The following is an 18,648-nucleotide window of genomic DNA, read 5'->3' as shown; positions in this document are numbered from 1 at the left end:
CCGCAGCCGGGGGGCGGCGGCGGCGAACTCGGTCAGCGGCTTGTCCGTGCTTTCCCAGTGGATCCAGCTCAGCTCCGAGTCCTGGCAGTATGCGTTGTTGTTGCCCTCCTGGGTGCGGCCCAGCTCATCACCGTGGAGCAGCATCGGGACGCCTTGGGAGAGCATCAGGGTGGCAATGAAGTTCCGTTGCTGGCGGGCACGCAGCACGAGCACGCTTTCATCGTCGATGGGTCCCTCGGCGCCGCAGTTCCAGGACCGGTTGTGGGTCTCGCCGTCGTTGTTGCCGGCCCCGTTGGTCTCGTTGTGCTTCTCGTTGTACGAGACGAGGTCATGCAGGGTGAAGCCGTCGTGAGCGGTGACGAAGTTGACGGAGGCCACCGGACGCCGGCCTGATGACCCGTACAGGTCCGCGGAGCCGGCAAGCCGGGCGGCGAATTCGCCAAGGGTCGAGGGTTCGCCGCGCCAGAAGTCACGCACCGCATCCCGATACTTGCCGTTCCATTCGGTCCACAGCGGCGGGAAGTTTCCCACCTGGTAGCCGCCGGGGCCCACGTCCCAGGGCTCGGCGATCAGCTTCACCTGGGACACGACCGGGTCCTGCTGGACCAGGTCGAAGAAGCTTGACAACCGGTCCACCTCGTAGAACTCGCGGGCCAGGGTGGCCGCCAGATCGAAGCGGAACCCGTCCACATGCATCTCCGTCACCCAGTAACGCAGGGAGTCCATCAGGAGCTGCAGGACGTGCGGGTGGCGCACGTTGACCGTGTTCCCCGTGCCCGTGTAGTCCATGTAATACTGCTTGTCGCCCGCGACCAGGCGGTAGTAGGCCTGGTTGTCGATGCCTTTGAACGACAGGGTCGGGCCGAGGTGGTTCCCTTCGGCAGTGTGGTTATAGACGACATCGAGGATGATCTCCATCCCGGCGGCGTGCAGGGAACGGACCATGGCTTTGAACTCCTGGACCTGCTGCCCGGGCACATGCGTGGAGCTGTAGCCGTTGTGCGGGGCGAAGAACCCGACGGTGTTGTAGCCCCAGTAGTTGGACAGACCCTTCTCCCTGAGCAGGCTGTCGTGCACGAATTGGTGCACCGGCATCAGCTCGATCGCGGTAACGCCGAGTCTTTGCAGGTGCTCGATCACGGCCGGATGCGCCAGGCCCGCGAAGGTGCCGCGTTCCTCCACGGGCACCTCGGGGTGGAGCATGGTCATGCCTTTGACATGGGTTTCGTAGATGAGCGAGTCGCTGTACGGGACCCGCAGGGGGCGGTCGCCCTGCCAGTCGAAGAACGGGCTGATCACCACCGACCGCATCGTCGAGCCGGCCGAATCGCTTGTATTCAACGAGAGCGGATCGCCCGGATCGTAGGAGAACATGGCTTGCCCCCAAGCGATGTCCCCGCTGGCCGCTTTCGCGTACGGGTCCAGCAGCAGCTTGGCCGGGTTACATCGCATCCCGTTGGCCGGGTCATAGGGCCCCTCCACCCGGTAACCGTACGACTGTCCCGGGAGCATATGGGGCAGGTAGCAGTGCCAGACGAACGCGTCCACAGCCTCCAGGGCAATCCGCTGCTCGGACCCTCGCTCATCGAACAGGCACAGATACACCGCACTGGCCGCTTCGCTGAAGATGGCGAAGTTGGTGCCGCTGCCGTCATACGTCGCCCCCAAGGGATAGGCACTGCCCGCCCAGACTTCCATGAACCCCTCCGATACCGAAAAAGCACCACCCACCACACCGGACAGCCCGGGAGCACCGTGCCCCGACCCATCAAACGCGAAGATTTGACGCATATAGCCCCGGGCACCGAGGGAAACCCGCGTTCCGCGGCAGCCACCTCGTCCTGGCCGTGAGGCGGATGGGAATGCCGGGCCCAGGCACCGGGGCGGCGGCGGGATCGCTTCCGGGCAACATGCGTGTCATGCCGGAGGTCCCGGACGGCCAGGTTGCCGCGCTTCTAGACTGGGCATACCTGCTGCGGAGGCCAACGAGGTGACGCGGGGCCCGCCGCCGGGGACGGCAACGGACCACCTGCACCTGGTTGGAGGTCTGTCTGCGCATCACGGGCACCGCATTTCCTGGTGCAGAAACGCAGATGGAGACCGTTATGCAGACAGACCCGCGGCCCACCACAGAGGCCGTCCGTTCGGTGACCGTGGAGGCCTCCAGCACCCGTCCCGGGGACTGGGGGCGGGCCATGGCACTGGCCTTGGACCGGCTGATCCAGGAGATCATCGCCGCTACAGGCACGAACCCGTGCCGTGATCCCGGGGGCCTGGACGTCTCCTTGCATATCCAGGCCGTGCCCGATGGTGAGGCCATCACGGTCATCTGGCGCCGCTGAACTGTCGATCACCGACGCTGTTCACAGCCAAAAGACCGGCGGATACGGCCCCGGCCGCACCCGCAGTCCGGACCCTCGGCCTGCTCGTTCCCGGCGGTGTCGCCGGCCAGCCCAGGCGGGACGCGGGCGAGGAGACCCGGACCCATGGTGGAACACGTGGTGCTCCCGGCGTTTCCCGTCAGTGCTTTTTGAAGGCGTCCTTCACTTTGTCTGCGGCCTGCTTCAGCTCCGCTTTGGCTTGTGCGGCCTTGCCTTCGGCTTTCAGCCTGTCGTTATCCGTGGCGTCGCCGGTTGCTTCTTTGGCTTTGCCGCCGACCTTTTCGGCGGCGTGCTTGATTTTGTCACCCAGACCCATGACGGCTCCTCTCAAGGGGGACGGGCCGGCCCGTGCGGGCCGGACATTTTTATCGTAGACCCGGCCCGTCCCCTTCATCCACGGTCCTGCCCGGCTCCGGCCGGGGCACAGGTGGTTCTGCCCGGGCATCTGGCTGCTCGCGGGACGGGAGCCTGCCGGGATACGCCGGACGGCCGGGGGTTTATGCTGTCGTCCATGGATTCGTACGGGGGCCGTGCGCTGATCTGTGCAGCGCCGGAAACGGTGTGGACCGTCATCACTGATTCGTCCGGCTATCCGGAGTGGGATTCGGGGATTGCCGGGCCCATCGGGGACATCGGCCACGAGCAGAGCATCCGGGTCCGGCCCGCCGGCCTGGCCAGGCCGGTCACGGTGGCTGTCCACCGGTACGGGGACGACGCCATGTCCTGGACGTTCCGGTTGCCGGGGAAATTGTTCAAAGCGGTCCGGACCATCACCGTGAGGGCTGAGCACGGCAAGACCCGCCTGGTGGTGAGGGATGACTTCACCGGCCCCCTCCGGACGCTGATTCAAAAACACAACCCGGGCCTGTCCCGGTCCGCGGACCGGTTCGCCTGCGGGGTCAGGGCCCGGGCCGAAAAACTGAGCTGACACCGGATACGCCGGCGCTGCGGTTGTGCCCGGGGCATGGCGGCTCTGAAGGCGGGACCAAGCAGCTCTGCCTCCAAGGCCTTGGCTGCGGAACCACGGGTGGAGCAGCATGGAAGGTAAGGCCCTTCAGTGAGTCGGCCGGTCCGCATCCGTAGCTCAGTGGTCAGAGCAGGGGACTTTTAATCCTCGGGTCGTGGGTTCGAACCCCACCGGATGCACCAGTCCCGGGCCAAGGCATGCCCGGGCGCCGGGAGCCCGTTGTTGTGGTGCGGGCGCGCCGTTGAAACGACATCTTGACGGGGCGCCCCCGGGTTGGTTTTACCGGAAGACTCACCTGCGAAGTGCGGCAGGCGTCCCCGGGCCTGGCGCGGAAGAAGACATTCAGGACCGCGGAGATAATCAGGTCCGGGAAGAAGGATCGGAGGTTTCGTCTTCGATCAGTGGACTGGTGAACGCAGGCGTCCGGGCTCTCGTGTCTTAAGTTCCCACGAGGGCGTAGTGTCGAATTAGGAGATTTCGGGATGGTCGTTCGGGTCCGGGGATTGAATATCAGGGCTGTGCGACGCGCGAGCGGCCACGGCTGAAGGCCTGGGTCGAAGATCCCGGGCGCCCCTTGGAATCGAGGCCGCATGGCCAACAACAACGCAGTACCCACCACGGAACAATTGCAGGATCTCCTGCTTGAAAGCCCGGGCTTCACCGAATTTCTCCTGGGTTTGGCTACCATCTCAGCGTCGTTGTTGGACGGCCAGGAACCTCTTTTGTGCGCCATTACCGTCGAACGGGATGCCGGCCCTTCGACGGTGGCGAGCAGTACCGCTGCGGCGCAGCGCTTGGACGAGAAGCAATACGCGTTCGACGACGGCCCTTGCCTTACGGCCTTGCGTCACCAACATCGCGTGCTGATTGACGACCTGCAGGCCGACGACCGTTGGGCACAGTACGCCCACCAGGTGGATGGCGAAGGTATTCGCTCTGTCCTCGCAGTGCCTATCCAGACGGACGCTTCCTCACGCGCAGCTTTGAATTGCTACGCCTATGCGCCCGGCACTTTCAACCCGGCCATCGTGGCCCGCGTATTGGAGCATGCGGAGACAATTTCGAAGACGCTGAGGTTGGCGCTGAGGCTTCACGTCCCGGAGCCGTACCCTGAACATTTGCGCTCGGCCCTGCAATCGCGGGCCGTGGTGGACGCGGCGCTGTCCTTGATCATGCTCCAGAACCGTTGTGGGCGGGACCGCGCCATGGAACTCCTTCAGCTTGCTGCGCGGAACAACAACCGGCGTCTTCATGACATCGCCACCGACATCCTGAACGGATCAGCACCCCAGGATTGGACTTCCCCGGGCGTCCCCGATGGACACGCCTGAAGCGCCGGGCACCGGTGGCGCCACCCTGGTACCGCGACCGCAACACGGGTTGGCCAGGCTGTGGGCCCGCTTCTACGGGATAGTCAGAGCGATGCGGAAGAAACCAGCCTCGATGCTTACCTCCATGAGCTCGGCGGTCTCCCGCCACCCCGGGGTGAGTCTTCTGGCCCTGGCAATACTGGAAATGGACACCGAAAGGATGACCGACCCGTGATTGACCCGCAGTGGGACGCAGCACCCGGCGCCTCCACCGCTCCGGCCCGGAACCGCAGACAGGACCCTTGCATTACCCTGCAGGAACTGGTCCTGGACAGCAGCGACGTCATGGAATTCCTTGCCGCCCTGGCCGGCGTGGCAGCCGCCGTTCTCTCGACCATCACGAACACCCTTTCGTGCGGGGTCACCCTCAGGAGGAGGAAAAGAAGCCCCGCAGCGGCCGGCAGCGATGAGAGAGGCCGCGTTCTCGAGGAACTGCAGAACGACCTTCACGACGGGCCTTCCCTGACAGCCCTCCGGGACGATGACGTGATTCTCGTCCCCGACACCGGCGGCGAGAACCGCTGGCGTGACTCCATGGACGCCCTCCGTCGGAACGGCATCCGATCCATCCTGGCTGTCCCGCTGGATCTGGCCGGTGAAGCCGAAGCCGTGATGAGCCTGTATTCCACCAAACCCCTGGGGTTTTCCGGACCGGACATCACGGCCGCGGAAGCATTCGCCGACAGCGCGGCGAAGTCGCTGCGCCTGGCGTTGAGGATCGCGCACCTGCGTCATGCCCGGAACGATCTCACCGCGGCCATGCAGTCGCGTTCGACCATCGACACGGCCGTCGGCATTGTCATGGCGCAAAACCGCTGCAGCCGCGATACTGCCGTCAAGGTTCTGACCAGGGCGTCGAACAGCCGGAACGTCAAACTCCGGGACATTGCCGCGCAGGTCATCGCCTCCGTTTCGGGAGAAACGGACCTCGCGCCGTACTTCGACGAATAGCCAGAAGAGCCGGGGACATGCGGTGGAATCGCAGGTTGTCCGGTCCGGCCACCGGACGCCCTCGGCCGCCGGGGTGACCGGAGCTCCTCTCCCTCGCCCGGCGGGTTTCTGCGGACCCGGGGCCGGGAGCCGTCTTCCTGCCACGACGCGGGCACTTCTTCCGTCGCCCCATGTGGCCGCGGCTACCGTTTGCGTTTCCTCGCCCTGGCTTCTGCCACTGGCCAGGGGCGGGAAGTAGGCTGGGAACAGCGCACCAACTGCCGTGTTGAATTCTCTTCACAGGAACGCTGCGGCTCGATGCACCCGACCTGGATGAATGAGGACTATGGCGCGGAAACTACCGCTGGATGAACTGTCGACTGTTATCGCGCGAATCCAGGGCCTGCTGCTGACGGAAGAGAAAGTGGACCGCGCCGTGCGGTTGCTTGCCCGTGCCATCAAGGACTCCGTGTCCGGAGCGAGCGGCGCGGGGGTCTCCATCCTGGATTCGAGGGGCAGGCTGACCAGCAGCGCCTCCACGGACCACGTGGTCACCCGCGCGGACGCCCTTCAGTATGAATTGGGCCAGGGGCCGTGCCTGACGGCCTGGGCGATGGAGGAAACGGTGATCGTCCGGAACGTCGAAACTGATCCGCGGTGGCCGGACTGGACCGACGCCGTGAAGGGCATGCCCATCCATGCGGCGGTCAGCACCCCGTTGATCGCCGAGCAAGAATGCATCGGCGCCTTGAAGATCTACTCGGACCGTGCCGGCGCTTTCGGCGAGGACGAGGCCCGACTGCTGGAACTATTCGCCGCCCCGGCAGCGACGCTGCTGGCGAATATCCAGGCCAGCGAAGCACCTCACCGCATCAGCGAAGCCCTGGCTGAATCCCTTCATAGTCGTGACCTGGTCAACCGCGCCTGCGGCATCTTGATGCAGCGCCACTCTTTGACCGTTGACATGGCCCTTGCCGAACTGATGCGCCGGGCCCGGCTGCAGAACAGCACGCTGGGCCAGATCAGTGCCGATCTCGTCGCCGGGATTCCGGCGGCCCTGGACTGAGGCCGGCCCGTGGGCTTCGATCCGCACGAACCACAACAGCAGCGCATGCTGGCCGCTGCCATGAAGTCAGCACAAATCAACGTCGGCGAACTCTGGCTCAAGTACTTCAGCCTGGGCGGCGAAGTTGGCGAGTACGAGGTGGAAGCCTATCTCCAAGGCCTCCTCTCCCTGCCCGTCCTGCAACGCGACCTCCTGGCCATGGCCGCCAACGAACTCATCGACACATCCGCCCACGGTCGCGCACCCTACTCCGACGAGCTCGGCCCGGACGGCGACTCGTCCGGCCAACAAAAACCCAAGCAAGAACCGGGCTCGGGACCATGGCAGTCCGAAACGGACTGATCCGGATCGGTCCCCCTCAAGGAGGCCTTGCCTGGTGGATGTCTGTCTCACCTGTCACGTCGGAATGCGGGCCACCTGATCCTCCAACCCATTCATGGATGAGGCGCGGTCCCCGCCCGCCACGACGAGCCCGCCCGGGCCGATCGACGCGCGGTATCCCCCGCAGTTATCGTCCGGCTGCGGGTGGGCGGACGCGCCCCTGGTCCCGGTCTATGCCGGCCATAGGTTTTCTAATCGCCGGCCCGCCCGCCGGGCCGTTCATCCAACGGCGGCCGGGGTTCCTTCAGGAGCTTCAGACCCGGGGGCAGGCCCTGGACGCTGCCTTCGCGTCCTTTCGCCCTGAGGGTGAGGAGGGACCCGGCCAGCTTCACGTTCTCGGCCGTGAATTCCCCGAATTCCTCCGGGAGGATCGGGGCAAGGTGGACCACGTTGCGTGTCAGGTCAGGATCGAACCTGAGCAGGGTCCGCATCAGCTGCACCGGGGTCGCGGCCGCCCACGCCTGGGGTGCGCACGCCGTGGGATAGGGAACAGGGGCGTGGAATTCATAGCGGTCGAAGCCGCAGAAAAGTTCCGGGAGCTGGCCGTCGAAGTGTCCGGCTGCTCCCAAAAGACCGTGCGCTACCTTTCTGGCTTCATCCACGAATCCGTACCGCATCATTCCGGTTGCGGCCAGGGCGGTGTCGTGCGGCCAGACGGAACCGTTGTGATAGCTGACCGGGTTGTAGGCACCCATGTCCGAGCCCAGGGTCCGGATGCCCCAGCCGGTGAACATCTCCCGTGACATCAGCCGTTGGACCACCGATGACGCTTTGTCCTCCTCGACGATGCCTGTCCACAGGCAGTGGCCCATGTTGGAGGCGCAGGAGTCCACCGGTTTCTTGTCCTTGTCCAGTGCGATGGCGAAATAGCCCTTGTCCGGCAGCCAGAACCTTTTGTTGAATTCATTCTTCAGCGTGGCGGCACGCCCGGCCCAGTACTGCTCCGTTTCCCTCTCTCCTGCCGCCCGGGCCAGGCATGCCCGGGCCAAATACGCGGCGTAAACGTAGGCCTGGACTTCACACAGGGCGATGGGCGACTCCGCCAGGGTCCCGTCCGCAAAATTGATCCCGTCCCAGGAGTCCTTCCAGCCCTGATTGGCCAGGCCATGGTCGGTGGCCCTGTGGTACTCGACGAAACCGTCCCCGTCGCGGTCACCGTAGTCGTGGATCCAGCCAAGGGCCCGGTCCGCGTGCGGAAGCAGCGACTCGATGATGTCCTCAGAGAGCCCCCACCGGCTTAGCTCGCCCAGCAACCCCACGAACAGCGGGGTGGCATCGGCGGTGCCGTAGTAGGCTGTCCCGCCCCTGGACAAGCCGCCGGTGACGCCGAGCCGGACTTCATGCGGAATGCGGCCGGGTTCCTCCTCGGAGTCATGGTCCACTCTGGTGCCTTGGATGTCCGCCAGGGTCTGGAGGGTTCCCGAGGCCAGATCCGGGTCGATCAGGAGCGCCATGTAGGAGGCCAGAAGTGCATCCCGGCCGAACAGGGCCATGAACCATGGAGCGCCTGCGGCCACGGCCACGCGGTCGGGGTTGGCAGGATCAAAGATCCGCAGTGAGCCCAGGTCGCGTTGGCTCCACTGCAGCGTGGCTTGGACGCTGCTGTCGGCAAGGGTGATGGGTGGAACGTTTTTTTCCCAGGCCCGGTGCCGTTTGACGCCCGTCCGGAGGTGCGGGACCCCAGTCTCCGTGAAGGGCTCCTCCGGGGCCACGGATTCGACCAGGGGGACCACGATGACGCTGGTGGACCATTTTCCCCGTGCGGGGATGGTGGCCCGGAAACGGAGGGCGTCTTCGGAGATTTCGGCGCCCGCCGCCCGAATCGCCGATCCCCGCCGCTGGCCGTTGCTGATGGCTTCGACCACCAGTTCATGCCCCCGCACGTGCCTGGTCACGGACGTATGCTTGGTGGGGCGGCCTCCTTTGACGTCGAACAGGTCGGCCTGGTCCGCGTCCACGAGCAGTTCGATGCTGCAGTCCACGGGTTCCGCGGAAAAATTCTCCAGCGTGATGTCGTCCCGGAGGCCGGGGCCGACATGGCGTTGCTGCCGGACTACCAGGGGGCTGTCGAAACGGCCGTCCGGCCATTGGGCCCGGCCCACGAAAGTGGCCTCGAAAGCATCGGGACGCTGGGCCGCGAGCGGCTCGCGGGGGGACCCGTTGATGTGCAGTTCCCAGTGGGAAAGGATCCGGGTGTCCTGGAAGAACGCGCCGTTTGTCTCGCCGTCCGGGAGGATGTCCCCGCTGCGGGAGGAAATGCAAAAGGAGGACCCCTCCACGAGCGTGACGGTTCCTGCCTCGGAAACCGTCGTTTCGGTATCGGCGTTCCATGCCGTCATGGGAGGACTCCTCACCTCACGGCGCGGCGGCGGCGCCAGGACAATTACCGCCAAAGCAGATAACGGGGCACGGGAAAACCGGTTCCCTTAAAGATTCTGGTTCAACGCGACCGAATCCGGAAGCCCGGATTCGCATTGCTCTTCGATGAGGTCGGCGAACAGCTGCAAATGGTCGGCCACCATGCGTTCGGCACTGAATTGCTGCTCCACCCGGGCCCTGCACTGCGCCCGGCTCAGGCCAGCGGCTGCCGGGATCATGGCTGCGAGGTTGTCGGTGGAGGCGAGGTAACCCGTTAGTCCGTGCGCAACGATTTCCGGTGCGGCTCCCAGGGGCGTTCCCAGAACGGGCGTCCCGGTGGAAAGTGCTTCAATCATGACCAGGCCGAAGGGTTCGGACCACTGGATCGGGTTGAGGAACGCGAGTGCTTCGCCCATGAGATGGTATTTTCCGGCGTCGTCGACCTCGCCTGTGAAGTCCTCGTTGGGACCAAGGATCGGTTTGATGACTTCCTCGAAGTACTGGATCTCCTCCGGTTCGCGCATTTTGGCCGCGATCCGGAGCGGCACGCCCGCCTGACGGGCGATCCTGATGGCTTCCAGGACGCCTTTGTCCGGGCACATCCTCCCCACGAAACAGACGTAGCCGCCCCGGCCGGTGCCCACGGGCACGGTCGACAGATCGATGCCGTGATGGATCACGCCACGGACCGGTATGCCGGACGCCTGGGAAGCCTGGTTGCGGGAGATCGCGATGATGGAGGTAGTTCTTCCGATCGCACGGTAGATGTCCTTGGCTGAGGACGTGAGCGGGCCGTGGATCGTCGTCACCACTGGCACCCCGGGCGGCCCGTAGCGGTACAGGGGCCCGGCCAGGGTGTGGTCGTGGATGATGTCCACCTCCCCGAGCCCCTCGTAGGCCCTGATCAGGTGGCTGAGTTCGGAGATGGTGAAGCCAAGGCTCGTCGGATCCGACGTCCTCATCCCCGGGACCCGGGGTACGGGGCACCGGCTGTCCGAGGACGCAGCCAGCACCACCTCGTGCCCGGCCCCGGCAAACCCCCGTGCCAGAAGGTCCACCACCCTTTCGATACCGCCATAGGTCTGCGGGGGAACGGGGATCCAGGGTCCTGCAACAAGTCCTATCCGCATTTCTTGCCTTCCAAAAAACGGATGGGTCGGACTCCCCCTGCGTCCCGACACGCACCCAAAACCGTCCGAAGGCCTCTGCTTAACCTCTGAACTGACTATTACTCCCGGACGGACAATGGACAAGACCTACTGCCGGGTAGGCCGGCGGGATTGCCTTTTGACGTCCAGTGATCATTCCTCGAGCCAGCGGCCGGCCGTGGGCACCGGGTCGCAAGAACGACCCCCGAGCAGCAGAGAAGCTAAAGTCCATTCCGAGGGGGGCGGTTGCACCCATGACTCAGCGGACAGAGCAGCGACTCCCCATCCTCGGCTCCCGGGGGTGGACCTCGCCGGAAGAACCGGTCCGGGGCAGGCCTAGGCAGCGAGCGCGGTGCCGAAGAGTTCCGTGGCGCGTCTGGTCAGGTACGCCGGGACGTCGGCTTCCGCGGCCAGGTCCGTGTGTCCCAGGAACACCGCCGTTCCCCGGGCCGCGTCGCTAATGTCCAAGCCCGCGTCCTCGGCGAGCCGGGCGGCACGGATGTTGGGCTGCAGGTTCAACAGCCTGGCCCGGGCGTTGAGGTAGACATGCCAGTCGCCCCGGGAAATTGATTCTGCGCCGCCTCCGAGCAGCCGCCGGAGCGCGGCGGCGCCGGTGTCCAGCCTGCCCAGGACCACGGGTTCTCCCAGGCTGGCGGGAATGATCAGCGCGGTCGGTTTCCTTTCCATCTTTTTCGTCCTCTTTGAGGTAAACGGAACGGCAACCCGGGCTGTTCCCGCCCGCGGGGCCGGTCATCTTGTCCGCTCCCGTGGATCGTTTTAGCGTGGAAACGAGGCCCATGGCCGGCGACCCCCGGCGGCCAGGCCCGTCATTGAGGAAGGAGTGAACAGTCATGGCCACCGTGCGGGAATCCGTCGTTGTGAACATGCCCTTGAGCCAGACCTACAACCAGTGGACCCAGTTCGAGGAATTTCCACGCTTCATGACCGGGGTCGAGTCCGTCCGCCAGGTCGATGAAACCACCGTGCACTTCCAGACCCGCATCGCCGGGCTCCGGCGCGGCTTCGACGCCAGGATCCTCGCCCAGATCCCGGACGAACTGATCAGCTGGGAGAGCGTGGAGGGCCCGCACCATTCCGGAACCGTCACCTTCCACGCGGTGAGCACCGTCGAAACACGGGTCACCGTCGAAGTGGACTGGGAACCCCGGACCGTGCTGGAACGGGCCGGGGCCACGGCTCATCTGGAGGACCGGCAGATCAAGAAGAACCTGGAACGGTTCAAGGAATTCATCGAGGGCCGGGAAGTAGAGACCGGCGCCTGGCGCGGAAGCATCGCCGGGGGCAAGGTCGAAGGCCGCAGCTAGACCACCCGGCGCCCGGGCCTGCTACGGGCTCCGCGTCAGCCGGTGCCCGCCCGCCGGATGAAGCCCCCTCCCGGCCATGCCTTCCACGCAGCCCTCCGTCCTGCAGGCCTTTCGTCCGGCCGGTTGCCGGAATCAACACCGGCGTTCCGGCGTTAATTTTCTTGTCGCAGGTGTGCGGCAGGAAGGAAGAAGATGAAAAGGAGGAACAGGAACATCGAAACGGTCGAGGACGATGCCGGTATGACCACCACCTACCACCGGCACCCGAACGGGGGCGGGCTGCTTGGTCCCGGCGCACGGGTGGAGGCGGATTCCTTCATCGGTGCAACGACCTATGTCGAGGCCGGCGCACGTGTCGGTTCCGGGTGCCGGATCGGCCGCGGGAGCTGGATCGACCGCCGGGCAACGGTCGGGAACCATGCCTTCATCGGTGACGACGTGTACGTGGGCCGGGGAACGGTCCTGGGCAGCTGGGTCCGCGTCGGCAGCCACTCCCGCATCGGGGCGGGGGCACTCATCGGCCGCGGGGTCCGGCTGCACGGGGACACCCTGGTTCCCGACGGCGCACGCATCCCGAACGCCGGGTCTTACTCGGGCTCTTCGTCCCGTACCCGGAAAACCCGCGGCCCGGAATCCCGGATGGCCGCCTAGACCTCCGTCGCTGCTACGACATTCCGTTCTCCCCTGCGAGTCCGGCGCGGGACGGTCACCGACACGGGCCATGGCGCGGACGGGCACCGCAGAGGCAGTATGGGGGGATGAACGCCCCCGCAGCCGGCCCTCCGGAGGATGGCTCCGTAGATTCCGGGGCCCGCCTGCACCCGTGGAGCCGTTACGTGGCCCTGGGTGATTCGTTCACCGAAGGGGTAGGAGATCCGGAGCCTCTCAGCCCGGGAGGCCTGCGGGGCTGGGCAGACCGGGTCGCGGAAGAACTGAGTGCCGGCCACGAAGATTTCGCCTACGCGAACCTGGCAGTCCGAGGACGGCTGCTCCATCAGATCCTGGATGAGCAGATCGCCCCCGCCCTGGCCCTCCGGCCGGATCTGATCACCCTCAACGGCGGCGGCAACGACCTGATCTTCCACCGGACCGACCCCGACAAACTCGCGGCCCGGATGGACGCCGGCGTGCAGCTCCTGGCCTCGACCGGGGCCACGGTCGTGCTGTTCGCCGGCCCGGACTGGGGCGCGACCCCCGTGCTCGGACACGTGCGGGGCAAGGTGGCGATCTTCAACGAGAACCTGCGCACCATCGCGGCCCGCCATGACGCCGTGATCGCCGATCTTTGGGCCCTGCGCCAGCTCACCCACCCCCGGATGTGGGATCCGGACCGGCTGCACTTCTCTCCCCTGGGCCAGCACGCCATCGCCATCATGGTCCTGGAAACCCTCAACGTTCCCCACACCCTGGAGCCGATGACGCCCAAAGAGCTGCCCGCGCGCAGCTGGCGCGAAGCACGGGCCGATGACATCATCTGGACACGCGAACACCTTGTCCCCTGGGTCCTGCAACACCTCACACACCGCAGCTCCGAGGAAGAGCGCCGTGCGAAGCGGCCGGACCCGGGCCCCGTGTTCGGCGCCCGGATGCCTCCCGGGACGTTCATCGGAAACGACCCCCGGAACAAATAGCCGGGCCGGCGAACCGGGCCGTGCGGACCTCCCGGAAGGCCTTGCCCTTGACTATCTCAAGTGATATAAAAAATCTGTATCGACCACTTTAGATAGCGGGACGTGTGATCTTCTCCGGCGGTCCCCGACGTGATCGTCCGGGAACCGCCAGAAAGATCCTGCCCGGCAAGGAAGGGATGAGAGTGGAATGAGTGCGGAGCTGGAGCGCCTGAGCGCCCTGGCCGGCGCCATCGAGGCCGCGGAAGAGGAGCTCGCCGCCGCCTATCTGACCCTGCGGCAGGTGGCCGCGGCGATCCTGCGTTGCGGGGAAGCCACCGTGGCCGAAGTCAGCGACGCCTCCGGGCTGGGCCGGAGCGAGCTGCTGGAGCTGGCCGCCCCTCCACGCCCGCACCGGGGCGGTCCCGGAAGCGGGGCCCGCGCCGGCAGTCATCGGCACCAGGAGGCCAGCCGTCATCCCGGCATCCGGAGAACAGGCAGCGGATGACGGCGCCCCTCCCTTGTTCTACACCGCCTTTTCTGCACCGCCGAGCCCCCGGAGGGACGCCGGCCCCCTTCCGCCCGAGGGTCGGAGGAAACGGCAGGAGCCGTGGTTCGCGCGCCGGTCCGGTTCCGGGGCCCATACAAAAAAACCCGGACAGCCCCCTTGCGGCGGTTTCATTCCGGTGCTATAAAAAATCTATACCAGCCAGCATAGGAAATAGGTGGCTGGGATGGAAGGATCGTACCGATCTGTAAGGAGTGAGGAGACCATGTTGATGCGTACCGACCCGTTCCGCGAGCTCGACAGGCTGGCCCGGCAGGTCCTGGGCACCGCGGCCCGGCCGGCGGCCATGCCGCTGGATGCCTGGCGGGAAGGCGGGGAATTCGTTGTCGCCCTGGATCTTCCCGGGGTCGAGGTCGACTCGGTGGACATCGACGTCGAACGCAATGTCCTGACCGTGAAGGCCGAACGGAAGGACCCGGCCGGGGAGAACACCGAGATGATCGCCGCCGAACGGCCCCGGGGTGTCTTCAGCCGCCAGCTCGTGCTCGGCGAGGCCCTGGATACCGATGCCGTGAAGGCCAGTTATGACGCCGGGGTGCTGACCTTGCGGATCCCGGTGGCCGAGAAGGCCAAACCGCGCCGGATCGAGATCGCGTCGGAGTCGACCCCGCGCCAGGCGATCAACGCCTAGGACCGGGGCCGGCACCGCTGGACCGGGAGCATTGGACCGGCCGCCGGCAGTGAAGGGCGATGCAGACCAGCCACGCCACCGCGCCAGTTGCGCACCGAAAAGGCGGCCCCCGACGATGCCTCCCGCACCGAGGGTCCCCGGCCCGCCCCGCCGGGGACCCTCCCGACACCCGGCGCCCGAACCTGGAAGGAGCCTGCCATGAGCGCCTGGCACCCCTACGATGACCTTCTGATGCCGGCGTTCCATGAACGTTTTGAACAGCGCTGGGGCAAAGGGACGGCCCCTTTCCTGGACCCCGGGGTCCAGATCCATCTCCAGCCCCTGCCCCGGGCCCAATGGATCAACCCGGACACCGGCGCGGCCGTCGCCGTGGTGCCCATCTGGGCCACGGACCCCCGGCACCGCTCCTTCGGTGTCTTCTACCTGCCCCCGTCCGGGGACATCTGGGTCCTGCACCCCGGGCACACCGCCTACCTCGAACCCGGCAAGAACGGCACCGAAGAACAGATCACCCTCCGCAACGACGCCTTCCGGAAAGCCGTCAACCACGCCAAGGAATTCATCTACGGCACCCAGCTATGAACCGGACAACCATCCGCCCGGACGCTCCGGTGAAATTCCGGACAGCGGGGCTGCACGTTCCGCTGCGGCCGCCTGTCCTTCCCCCGGGACTGCCAAGAGGAAATTGGAGAGGAGACCGACATGTCCATCCTGTACATGGACAAGGGCTTCGGGCCGCACGTGGACCGCGGCTTCGAGTCCGCATCAACGCGTCTGGAACGCAGCGGCCTGGCACCGGAACCGGCAGGCGAGACCGAGCGGCACTCCCGCGAACTGGTCCGGCACATCCTCACCCTCGAGCCGGAACGGGTCCCCGCAGTCACGGCCGAACTGTTCGCCGAAGCCATAGCCATCGCAGACACCGTCCGCGAAGCCCAGGGCCGCGGACCCGTCACCTCGTACCGGGCCCGGGACTTCTGGGAAATCCTCAAGGAACTCATCGACAGCGTCCTGGACCAATAGCCCAACATCTGCCTGCCTGCAGAGGAGCCGGCGACGGGGCCTCGCAGCTCCCGTCGCGCCCGGGGCTGCCGTGGCCTCACGTGCCGGGGTCTTCGGCGGCGTCCGGGTACTCGTCCTCGGCGCCTGGGGAAAGCTCCGTGGCCTGGTCGATGAGGTCCGCTTCGGCGGCCTCCGCTTCCGTGACCGCGATCCGGTCGTAGCCGGCGCCGCCGGGCTGGACCTCCGTGCGCTGTTCAATGACGTCCGGCTCCGGGACATCCCCGGGCAAACCGTCCATCTCCGTCAATTCCCCCGAGCCCTCGGGCAGGACCGGTGTGCGCTGCTCGAGAGCATCGGCTTCGGGTACTTCGGGACCGATTTCCTCCGGCTGAACATTCATTTCCACGTCAACCTCCTGTGACCGGAATAGGGACGAAAGGACCGCAGGGCCTCTCTCCCGGACACTCACGCGCCCGGGACCGCCCCTGCCGGGAACCACCGCCACCGTTGGGTCCGGACCAGGACCGGATCCGCCGGCCGAGGTTTCCGCTGTCCAGTAACCGTTATCCGATGTTTTCCGCTGTCCGGCAACCGCTATCCGGCGTTTACCCTATTGAGCGGTGCCCTTATTCAGGTTTTCAGCACCTCAGTGCGAGGGGCTGACCGTGTGATGCCGGTGTTCCTCGGTGCTGGGTTTGATCGCGGTCGCGGTGACGACGAGCGCCACCAGACCGGTGATCCAGGACGTCCAGGCGACGCCTGTCTGCATGGTGTAGGAACCGAACCACGGTGAAAGGAACAGCAGGGCGCCGAAGGCCGCCTGGATCCATTCCATGGCCGGGGTTCCGGGCATGGCCAGATTGATGACGCCGCTGACGACCAGCAAAGCGCCGAACACGACCATCAAGGCAGCCGACGAACCGGCCGCCGTGGTCCAGATGACCGATAGCACAGCGTAGAGCCCGGCGGCGACCGTGACCCAATCTTGCCATCGCGTCCATTTCTTCATTGAAACCACCTCTGTGATGCGGACTGCACCCCGGCGTTCCTCTGACGTCACGCCGGAGGATTCTTATTGTATTTGACGCTGACTTCCCGTGAAAGTACCGCCGCCGGGGGCCGCGAAAACGGGCCGGGCGCCGTTCCCGGCGGCTGTCCGCTGTCCTCGCCGCACGGGTACTTTGTAACAAAAATCCGTGCGCTGCTGCTTCCCGGCAAGCGGCTCCCGGTCAGGCCGGCCGGTGCAAGGAAACGCGCCAATGCCCGGTGTCACCTGGTGCCGGGCATTGGCGCAGCTACCGCCGGGATCATCTTCCACGGAAAACGTTCCGGTGCAGATCGTAGGCCCCGGAACCGGCCCGCCGCCCGAGTACCGGCTACCTGTTTCAGGGGCCGCTACGAGAGTGAGACGTCCGAGGTGGTTTGGCGCCGGTCCCGGGAACCCGGCCGTCGTACCCGCCGGCCATGCGCCGGAAGGAATGGGGACGGCACACCATGGAAACGCCAAACGTGTGCACCGTGTCTTGGTGGCACTTGGCCGGACGCCTCAGGGCTGCAGCTGGCGGGGACGGCCGGCGGCTGCGCGGCGGAGGGCCCCGGCCGGTTCCAGCGGGGCCGTGCGCTGCGGGGCATGGATCCTGCCGCCCAGGTGGGGGACCCTCTGCGGGGCGGCTGCGGGAGCGGGCCCGGTCATGCTGAGCTCGTGGTCTGTGCGCCCGGTGTCCCCGGCGGCCGCCGGGCGGAGGGGAACTCCCGGACACTGGTCGGTGATCAGCCCCATGCCCGCGTACTCACGCACGGCTTCGATGCCGGCTACCGCTGACCGCTTGTCCGGGAAATCCCGGGAAAGGGCCATCACGGCCCCGTCGGGGGCTGCGATCCTGAACCTGAAGCAGCCGCGCTCATCTTCGAAGAGTTCGAACGAACCGGTCATGGAAGTCCTCCTTCACGCCCGGCCGCCAGCCGGACGCTCGACGTATCCCCGGGGCCCGCACGCGGCGCTGCGTACGGGCCCCTGGGCGGGGAATGAATCTGTGTTCCAAGGAAAATGTGAGTCACCCCACATGAGGTCAGGGGTCAACCCTACCGGCGGGGACCCGCGGTGGCCAGCGCCCGGAGCCTCTGCTCACCGATCGCTCCGGCACGCTCCCGTTGCCAGCCCCGCAAGAGCCGGTGTGGACGGCGCCCTCAGTGGCGTACGGTTGTTCTGGCGGCTTCGCATATCCCCCATTTGCGCAGCCGCCGGGAACCCCTGCGCTGGAGTCGCTCCCGACTCGCGCGGGGGTTCCTTATCGGGCACACTGTCTTTCCGCGTCATCGGGCCTCTGTCTTTGCGCGTCCGCCCGGCGTACCCTGATCACGTCCCCGGTACCGGCCTGGCCCGGGTCCTTTGCCTCCGGATTCAAACAGTTAGGCGTCATCAATGGAGATGAACATCAGGGACCACTGGGACAACCTCAGCCCCGGAACCCGGCAATGGCTCACCGAGAACCCCGGGTGCGTGGTGCTGCCCCGCACGATCACGGAGGTCATCCATCAGGAAACCGGAATCACCGCGGACTCGGACCAGCACGACCAAGCCAGCCTCTCCCCCGAGGACCTCGACTTCCTCCGGGCCCGGGCCGAAGGGTCTCCCGCCCAGCCTGGGCACCGGATCTTCGACGCAAAACAGCCCGGAGAAGGCTGACGCTTTGGCGTCAAGAACAAAGGATTCCCCCATGGATGCAGAACAACAGCCGGCCCCGGAGCCCGCGCCCGCACCCGGGGCGTCCCCGCCGGCAGGAGGACGCCGCCCGGTAGTCACCCGTGCGGGGATGGCATGGACGGCCACCGTTGCAGCCCTCGTGCTCCTGATCCTGCTCATCGCGTTCATCGTGCAGAACCAGGACGCCGCCAGGGTCAGGTTCTTCGGCCT

The 18,648-nt window shown here is 66.3% G+C and carries 22 protein-coding genes, 1 tRNA gene and 1 pseudogene; 16 read left to right on the top strand and 8 right to left on the bottom strand.

What is annotated here, in order from left to right; translation table 11 throughout:
* On the bottom strand, nt 1-1,698 hold a 1,698-nt coding region (glgX, locus tag AC3WJU_RS20270), incomplete at its 3' end, for a glycogen debranching protein GlgX (protein WP_492260689.1).
* Between the two features lie 407 nt (nt 1,699-2,105).
* On the opposite strand from glgX, the gene AC3WJU_RS20265 reads away from it, so the two are divergent.
* Nucleotides 2,106-2,342 carry a hypothetical protein gene (locus AC3WJU_RS20265; protein ID WP_284990526.1) on the top strand — a complete coding sequence of 79 codons (237 nt, stop codon included), beginning with the start codon at nt 2,106-2,108 and terminating at the stop codon, nt 2,340-2,342.
* A 178-nt stretch (nt 2,343-2,520) separates the two neighbouring features.
* Here AC3WJU_RS20265 and AC3WJU_RS20260 read toward each other — a convergent pair whose 3' ends face one another.
* Nucleotides 2,521-2,697, bottom strand: coding sequence for a CsbD family protein (locus AC3WJU_RS20260; protein WP_268023425.1), 177 nt, complete (start codon nt 2,695-2,697; stop codon nt 2,521-2,523).
* 195 nt (nt 2,698-2,892) lie between these two features.
* Here AC3WJU_RS20260 and AC3WJU_RS20255 point away from each other — a divergent pair, with 195 nt between their 5' ends.
* From AC3WJU_RS20255 to AC3WJU_RS20230, 6 genes are all read left to right on the top strand, one after another.
* Entirely contained in the window at nt 2,893-3,309 is a 417-nt protein-coding gene (locus AC3WJU_RS20255) for an SRPBCC family protein (RefSeq protein WP_284990525.1), read from the top strand.
* Between the two features lie 145 nt (nt 3,310-3,454).
* Nucleotides 3,455-3,530 (top strand) — tRNA-Lys (locus AC3WJU_RS20250).
* Between the two features lie 408 nt (nt 3,531-3,938).
* A complete protein-coding gene (locus AC3WJU_RS20245) occupies nt 3,939-4,679 on the top strand; it encodes a GAF and ANTAR domain-containing protein (RefSeq protein WP_492260688.1) in 741 nt (246 codons plus the stop codon).
* 210 nt (nt 4,680-4,889) lie between these two features.
* A complete protein-coding gene (locus AC3WJU_RS20240) occupies nt 4,890-5,669 on the top strand; it encodes a GAF and ANTAR domain-containing protein (RefSeq protein ID WP_284990523.1) in 780 nt (259 codons plus the stop codon).
* A gap of 325 nt (nt 5,670-5,994) precedes the next feature.
* Complete coding sequence (locus AC3WJU_RS20235; RefSeq protein WP_492260687.1) at nt 5,995-6,714, top strand: GAF domain-containing protein; 720 nt, start codon at nt 5,995-5,997, stop codon at nt 6,712-6,714.
* A gap of 9 nt (nt 6,715-6,723) precedes the next feature.
* Entirely contained in the window at nt 6,724-7,056 is a 333-nt protein-coding gene (locus AC3WJU_RS20230; RefSeq protein WP_307055726.1) for a hypothetical protein, read from the top strand.
* 230 nt (nt 7,057-7,286) lie between these two features.
* On the opposite strand, the gene AC3WJU_RS20225 is transcribed toward AC3WJU_RS20230, so the two are convergent.
* The 3 genes from AC3WJU_RS20225 to AC3WJU_RS20215 form a co-directional block, all read right to left on the bottom strand.
* Complete coding sequence (locus AC3WJU_RS20225; RefSeq protein ID WP_284990520.1) at nt 7,287-9,434, bottom strand: amylo-alpha-1,6-glucosidase; 2,148 nt, start codon at nt 9,432-9,434, stop codon at nt 7,287-7,289.
* Between the two features lie 87 nt (nt 9,435-9,521).
* Nucleotides 9,522-10,583, bottom strand: a complete 1,062-nt coding sequence (locus AC3WJU_RS20220; protein ID WP_284990519.1) for a glycosyltransferase family 4 protein — start codon at nt 10,581-10,583, stop codon at nt 9,522-9,524.
* Between the two features lie 354 nt (nt 10,584-10,937).
* A complete protein-coding gene (locus AC3WJU_RS20215) occupies nt 10,938-11,288 on the bottom strand; it encodes a hypothetical protein (protein ID WP_306961432.1) in 351 nt (116 codons plus the stop codon).
* Between the two features lie 164 nt (nt 11,289-11,452).
* Between AC3WJU_RS20215 and AC3WJU_RS20210 the strand changes: the two genes are divergently transcribed.
* The 7 genes from AC3WJU_RS20210 (at nt 11,453) to AC3WJU_RS20180 (ending at nt 15,755) form a co-directional block, all read left to right on the top strand.
* Nucleotides 11,453-11,926 (top strand): SRPBCC family protein, encoded by a 474-nt coding sequence (locus AC3WJU_RS20210; protein ID WP_492260686.1) that lies wholly within the window; start codon nt 11,453-11,455, stop codon nt 11,924-11,926.
* 192 nt (nt 11,927-12,118) lie between these two features.
* Nucleotides 12,119-12,577, top strand: coding sequence for a DapH/DapD/GlmU-related protein (locus AC3WJU_RS20205; RefSeq protein ID WP_492260685.1), 459 nt, complete (start codon nt 12,119-12,121; stop codon nt 12,575-12,577).
* Between the two features lie 107 nt (nt 12,578-12,684).
* Nucleotides 12,685-13,557 (top strand): SGNH/GDSL hydrolase family protein, encoded by an 873-nt coding sequence (locus AC3WJU_RS20200; protein WP_492260684.1) that lies wholly within the window; start codon nt 12,685-12,687, stop codon nt 13,555-13,557.
* Between the two features lie 187 nt (nt 13,558-13,744).
* Nucleotides 13,745-14,041, top strand: coding sequence for a hypothetical protein (locus AC3WJU_RS20195; protein WP_306961425.1), 297 nt, complete (start codon nt 13,745-13,747; stop codon nt 14,039-14,041).
* 265 nt (nt 14,042-14,306) lie between these two features.
* Nucleotides 14,307-14,732 carry an Hsp20/alpha crystallin family protein gene (locus AC3WJU_RS20190; protein WP_284990513.1) on the top strand — a complete coding sequence of 142 codons (426 nt, stop codon included), beginning with the start codon at nt 14,307-14,309 and terminating at the stop codon, nt 14,730-14,732.
* A 198-nt stretch (nt 14,733-14,930) separates the two neighbouring features.
* Complete coding sequence (locus AC3WJU_RS20185; RefSeq protein ID WP_268023436.1) at nt 14,931-15,314, top strand: hypothetical protein; 384 nt, start codon at nt 14,931-14,933, stop codon at nt 15,312-15,314.
* Nucleotides 15,315-15,434: 120 nt separating this feature from the next.
* Entirely contained in the window at nt 15,435-15,755 is a 321-nt protein-coding gene (locus AC3WJU_RS20180; RefSeq protein ID WP_284990512.1) for a hypothetical protein, read from the top strand.
* 76 nt (nt 15,756-15,831) lie between these two features.
* Here the strand turns inward: AC3WJU_RS20180 and AC3WJU_RS20175 are convergent, their stop codons facing one another.
* From AC3WJU_RS20175 to AC3WJU_RS20165, 3 genes are all read right to left on the bottom strand, one after another.
* Nucleotides 15,832-16,134, bottom strand: a complete 303-nt coding sequence (locus AC3WJU_RS20175) for an Rv3202a family protein (protein ID WP_492260691.1) — start codon at nt 16,132-16,134, stop codon at nt 15,832-15,834.
* Between the two features lie 246 nt (nt 16,135-16,380).
* Entirely contained in the window at nt 16,381-16,743 is a 363-nt protein-coding gene (locus AC3WJU_RS20170; protein ID WP_306961420.1) for an SPW repeat protein, read from the bottom strand.
* Nucleotides 16,744-17,280: 537 nt separating this feature from the next.
* Nucleotides 17,281-17,667: a YegP family protein gene (locus AC3WJU_RS20165; RefSeq protein ID WP_306961418.1), complete on the bottom strand. Its 387-nt coding sequence runs from the start codon at nt 17,665-17,667 to the stop codon at nt 17,281-17,283.
* Between the two features lie 489 nt (nt 17,668-18,156).
* Between AC3WJU_RS20165 and AC3WJU_RS20160 the strand changes: the two genes are divergently transcribed.
* A complete protein-coding gene (locus tag AC3WJU_RS20160) occupies nt 18,157-18,420 on the top strand; it encodes a hypothetical protein (protein WP_306961415.1) in 264 nt (87 codons plus the stop codon).
* A gap of 31 nt (nt 18,421-18,451) precedes the next feature.
* Nucleotides 18,452-18,648 (top strand): annotated as a pseudogene (locus AC3WJU_RS20155) (LapA family protein); the annotation flags it as partial.

It is taken from the genome of Arthrobacter sp. FW306-1B-F12A (assembly GCF_058781865.1).
The sequence above is the reverse complement of the archived record's forward strand: the minus strand, read 5'-3'. Positions and strand labels throughout refer to the sequence as shown.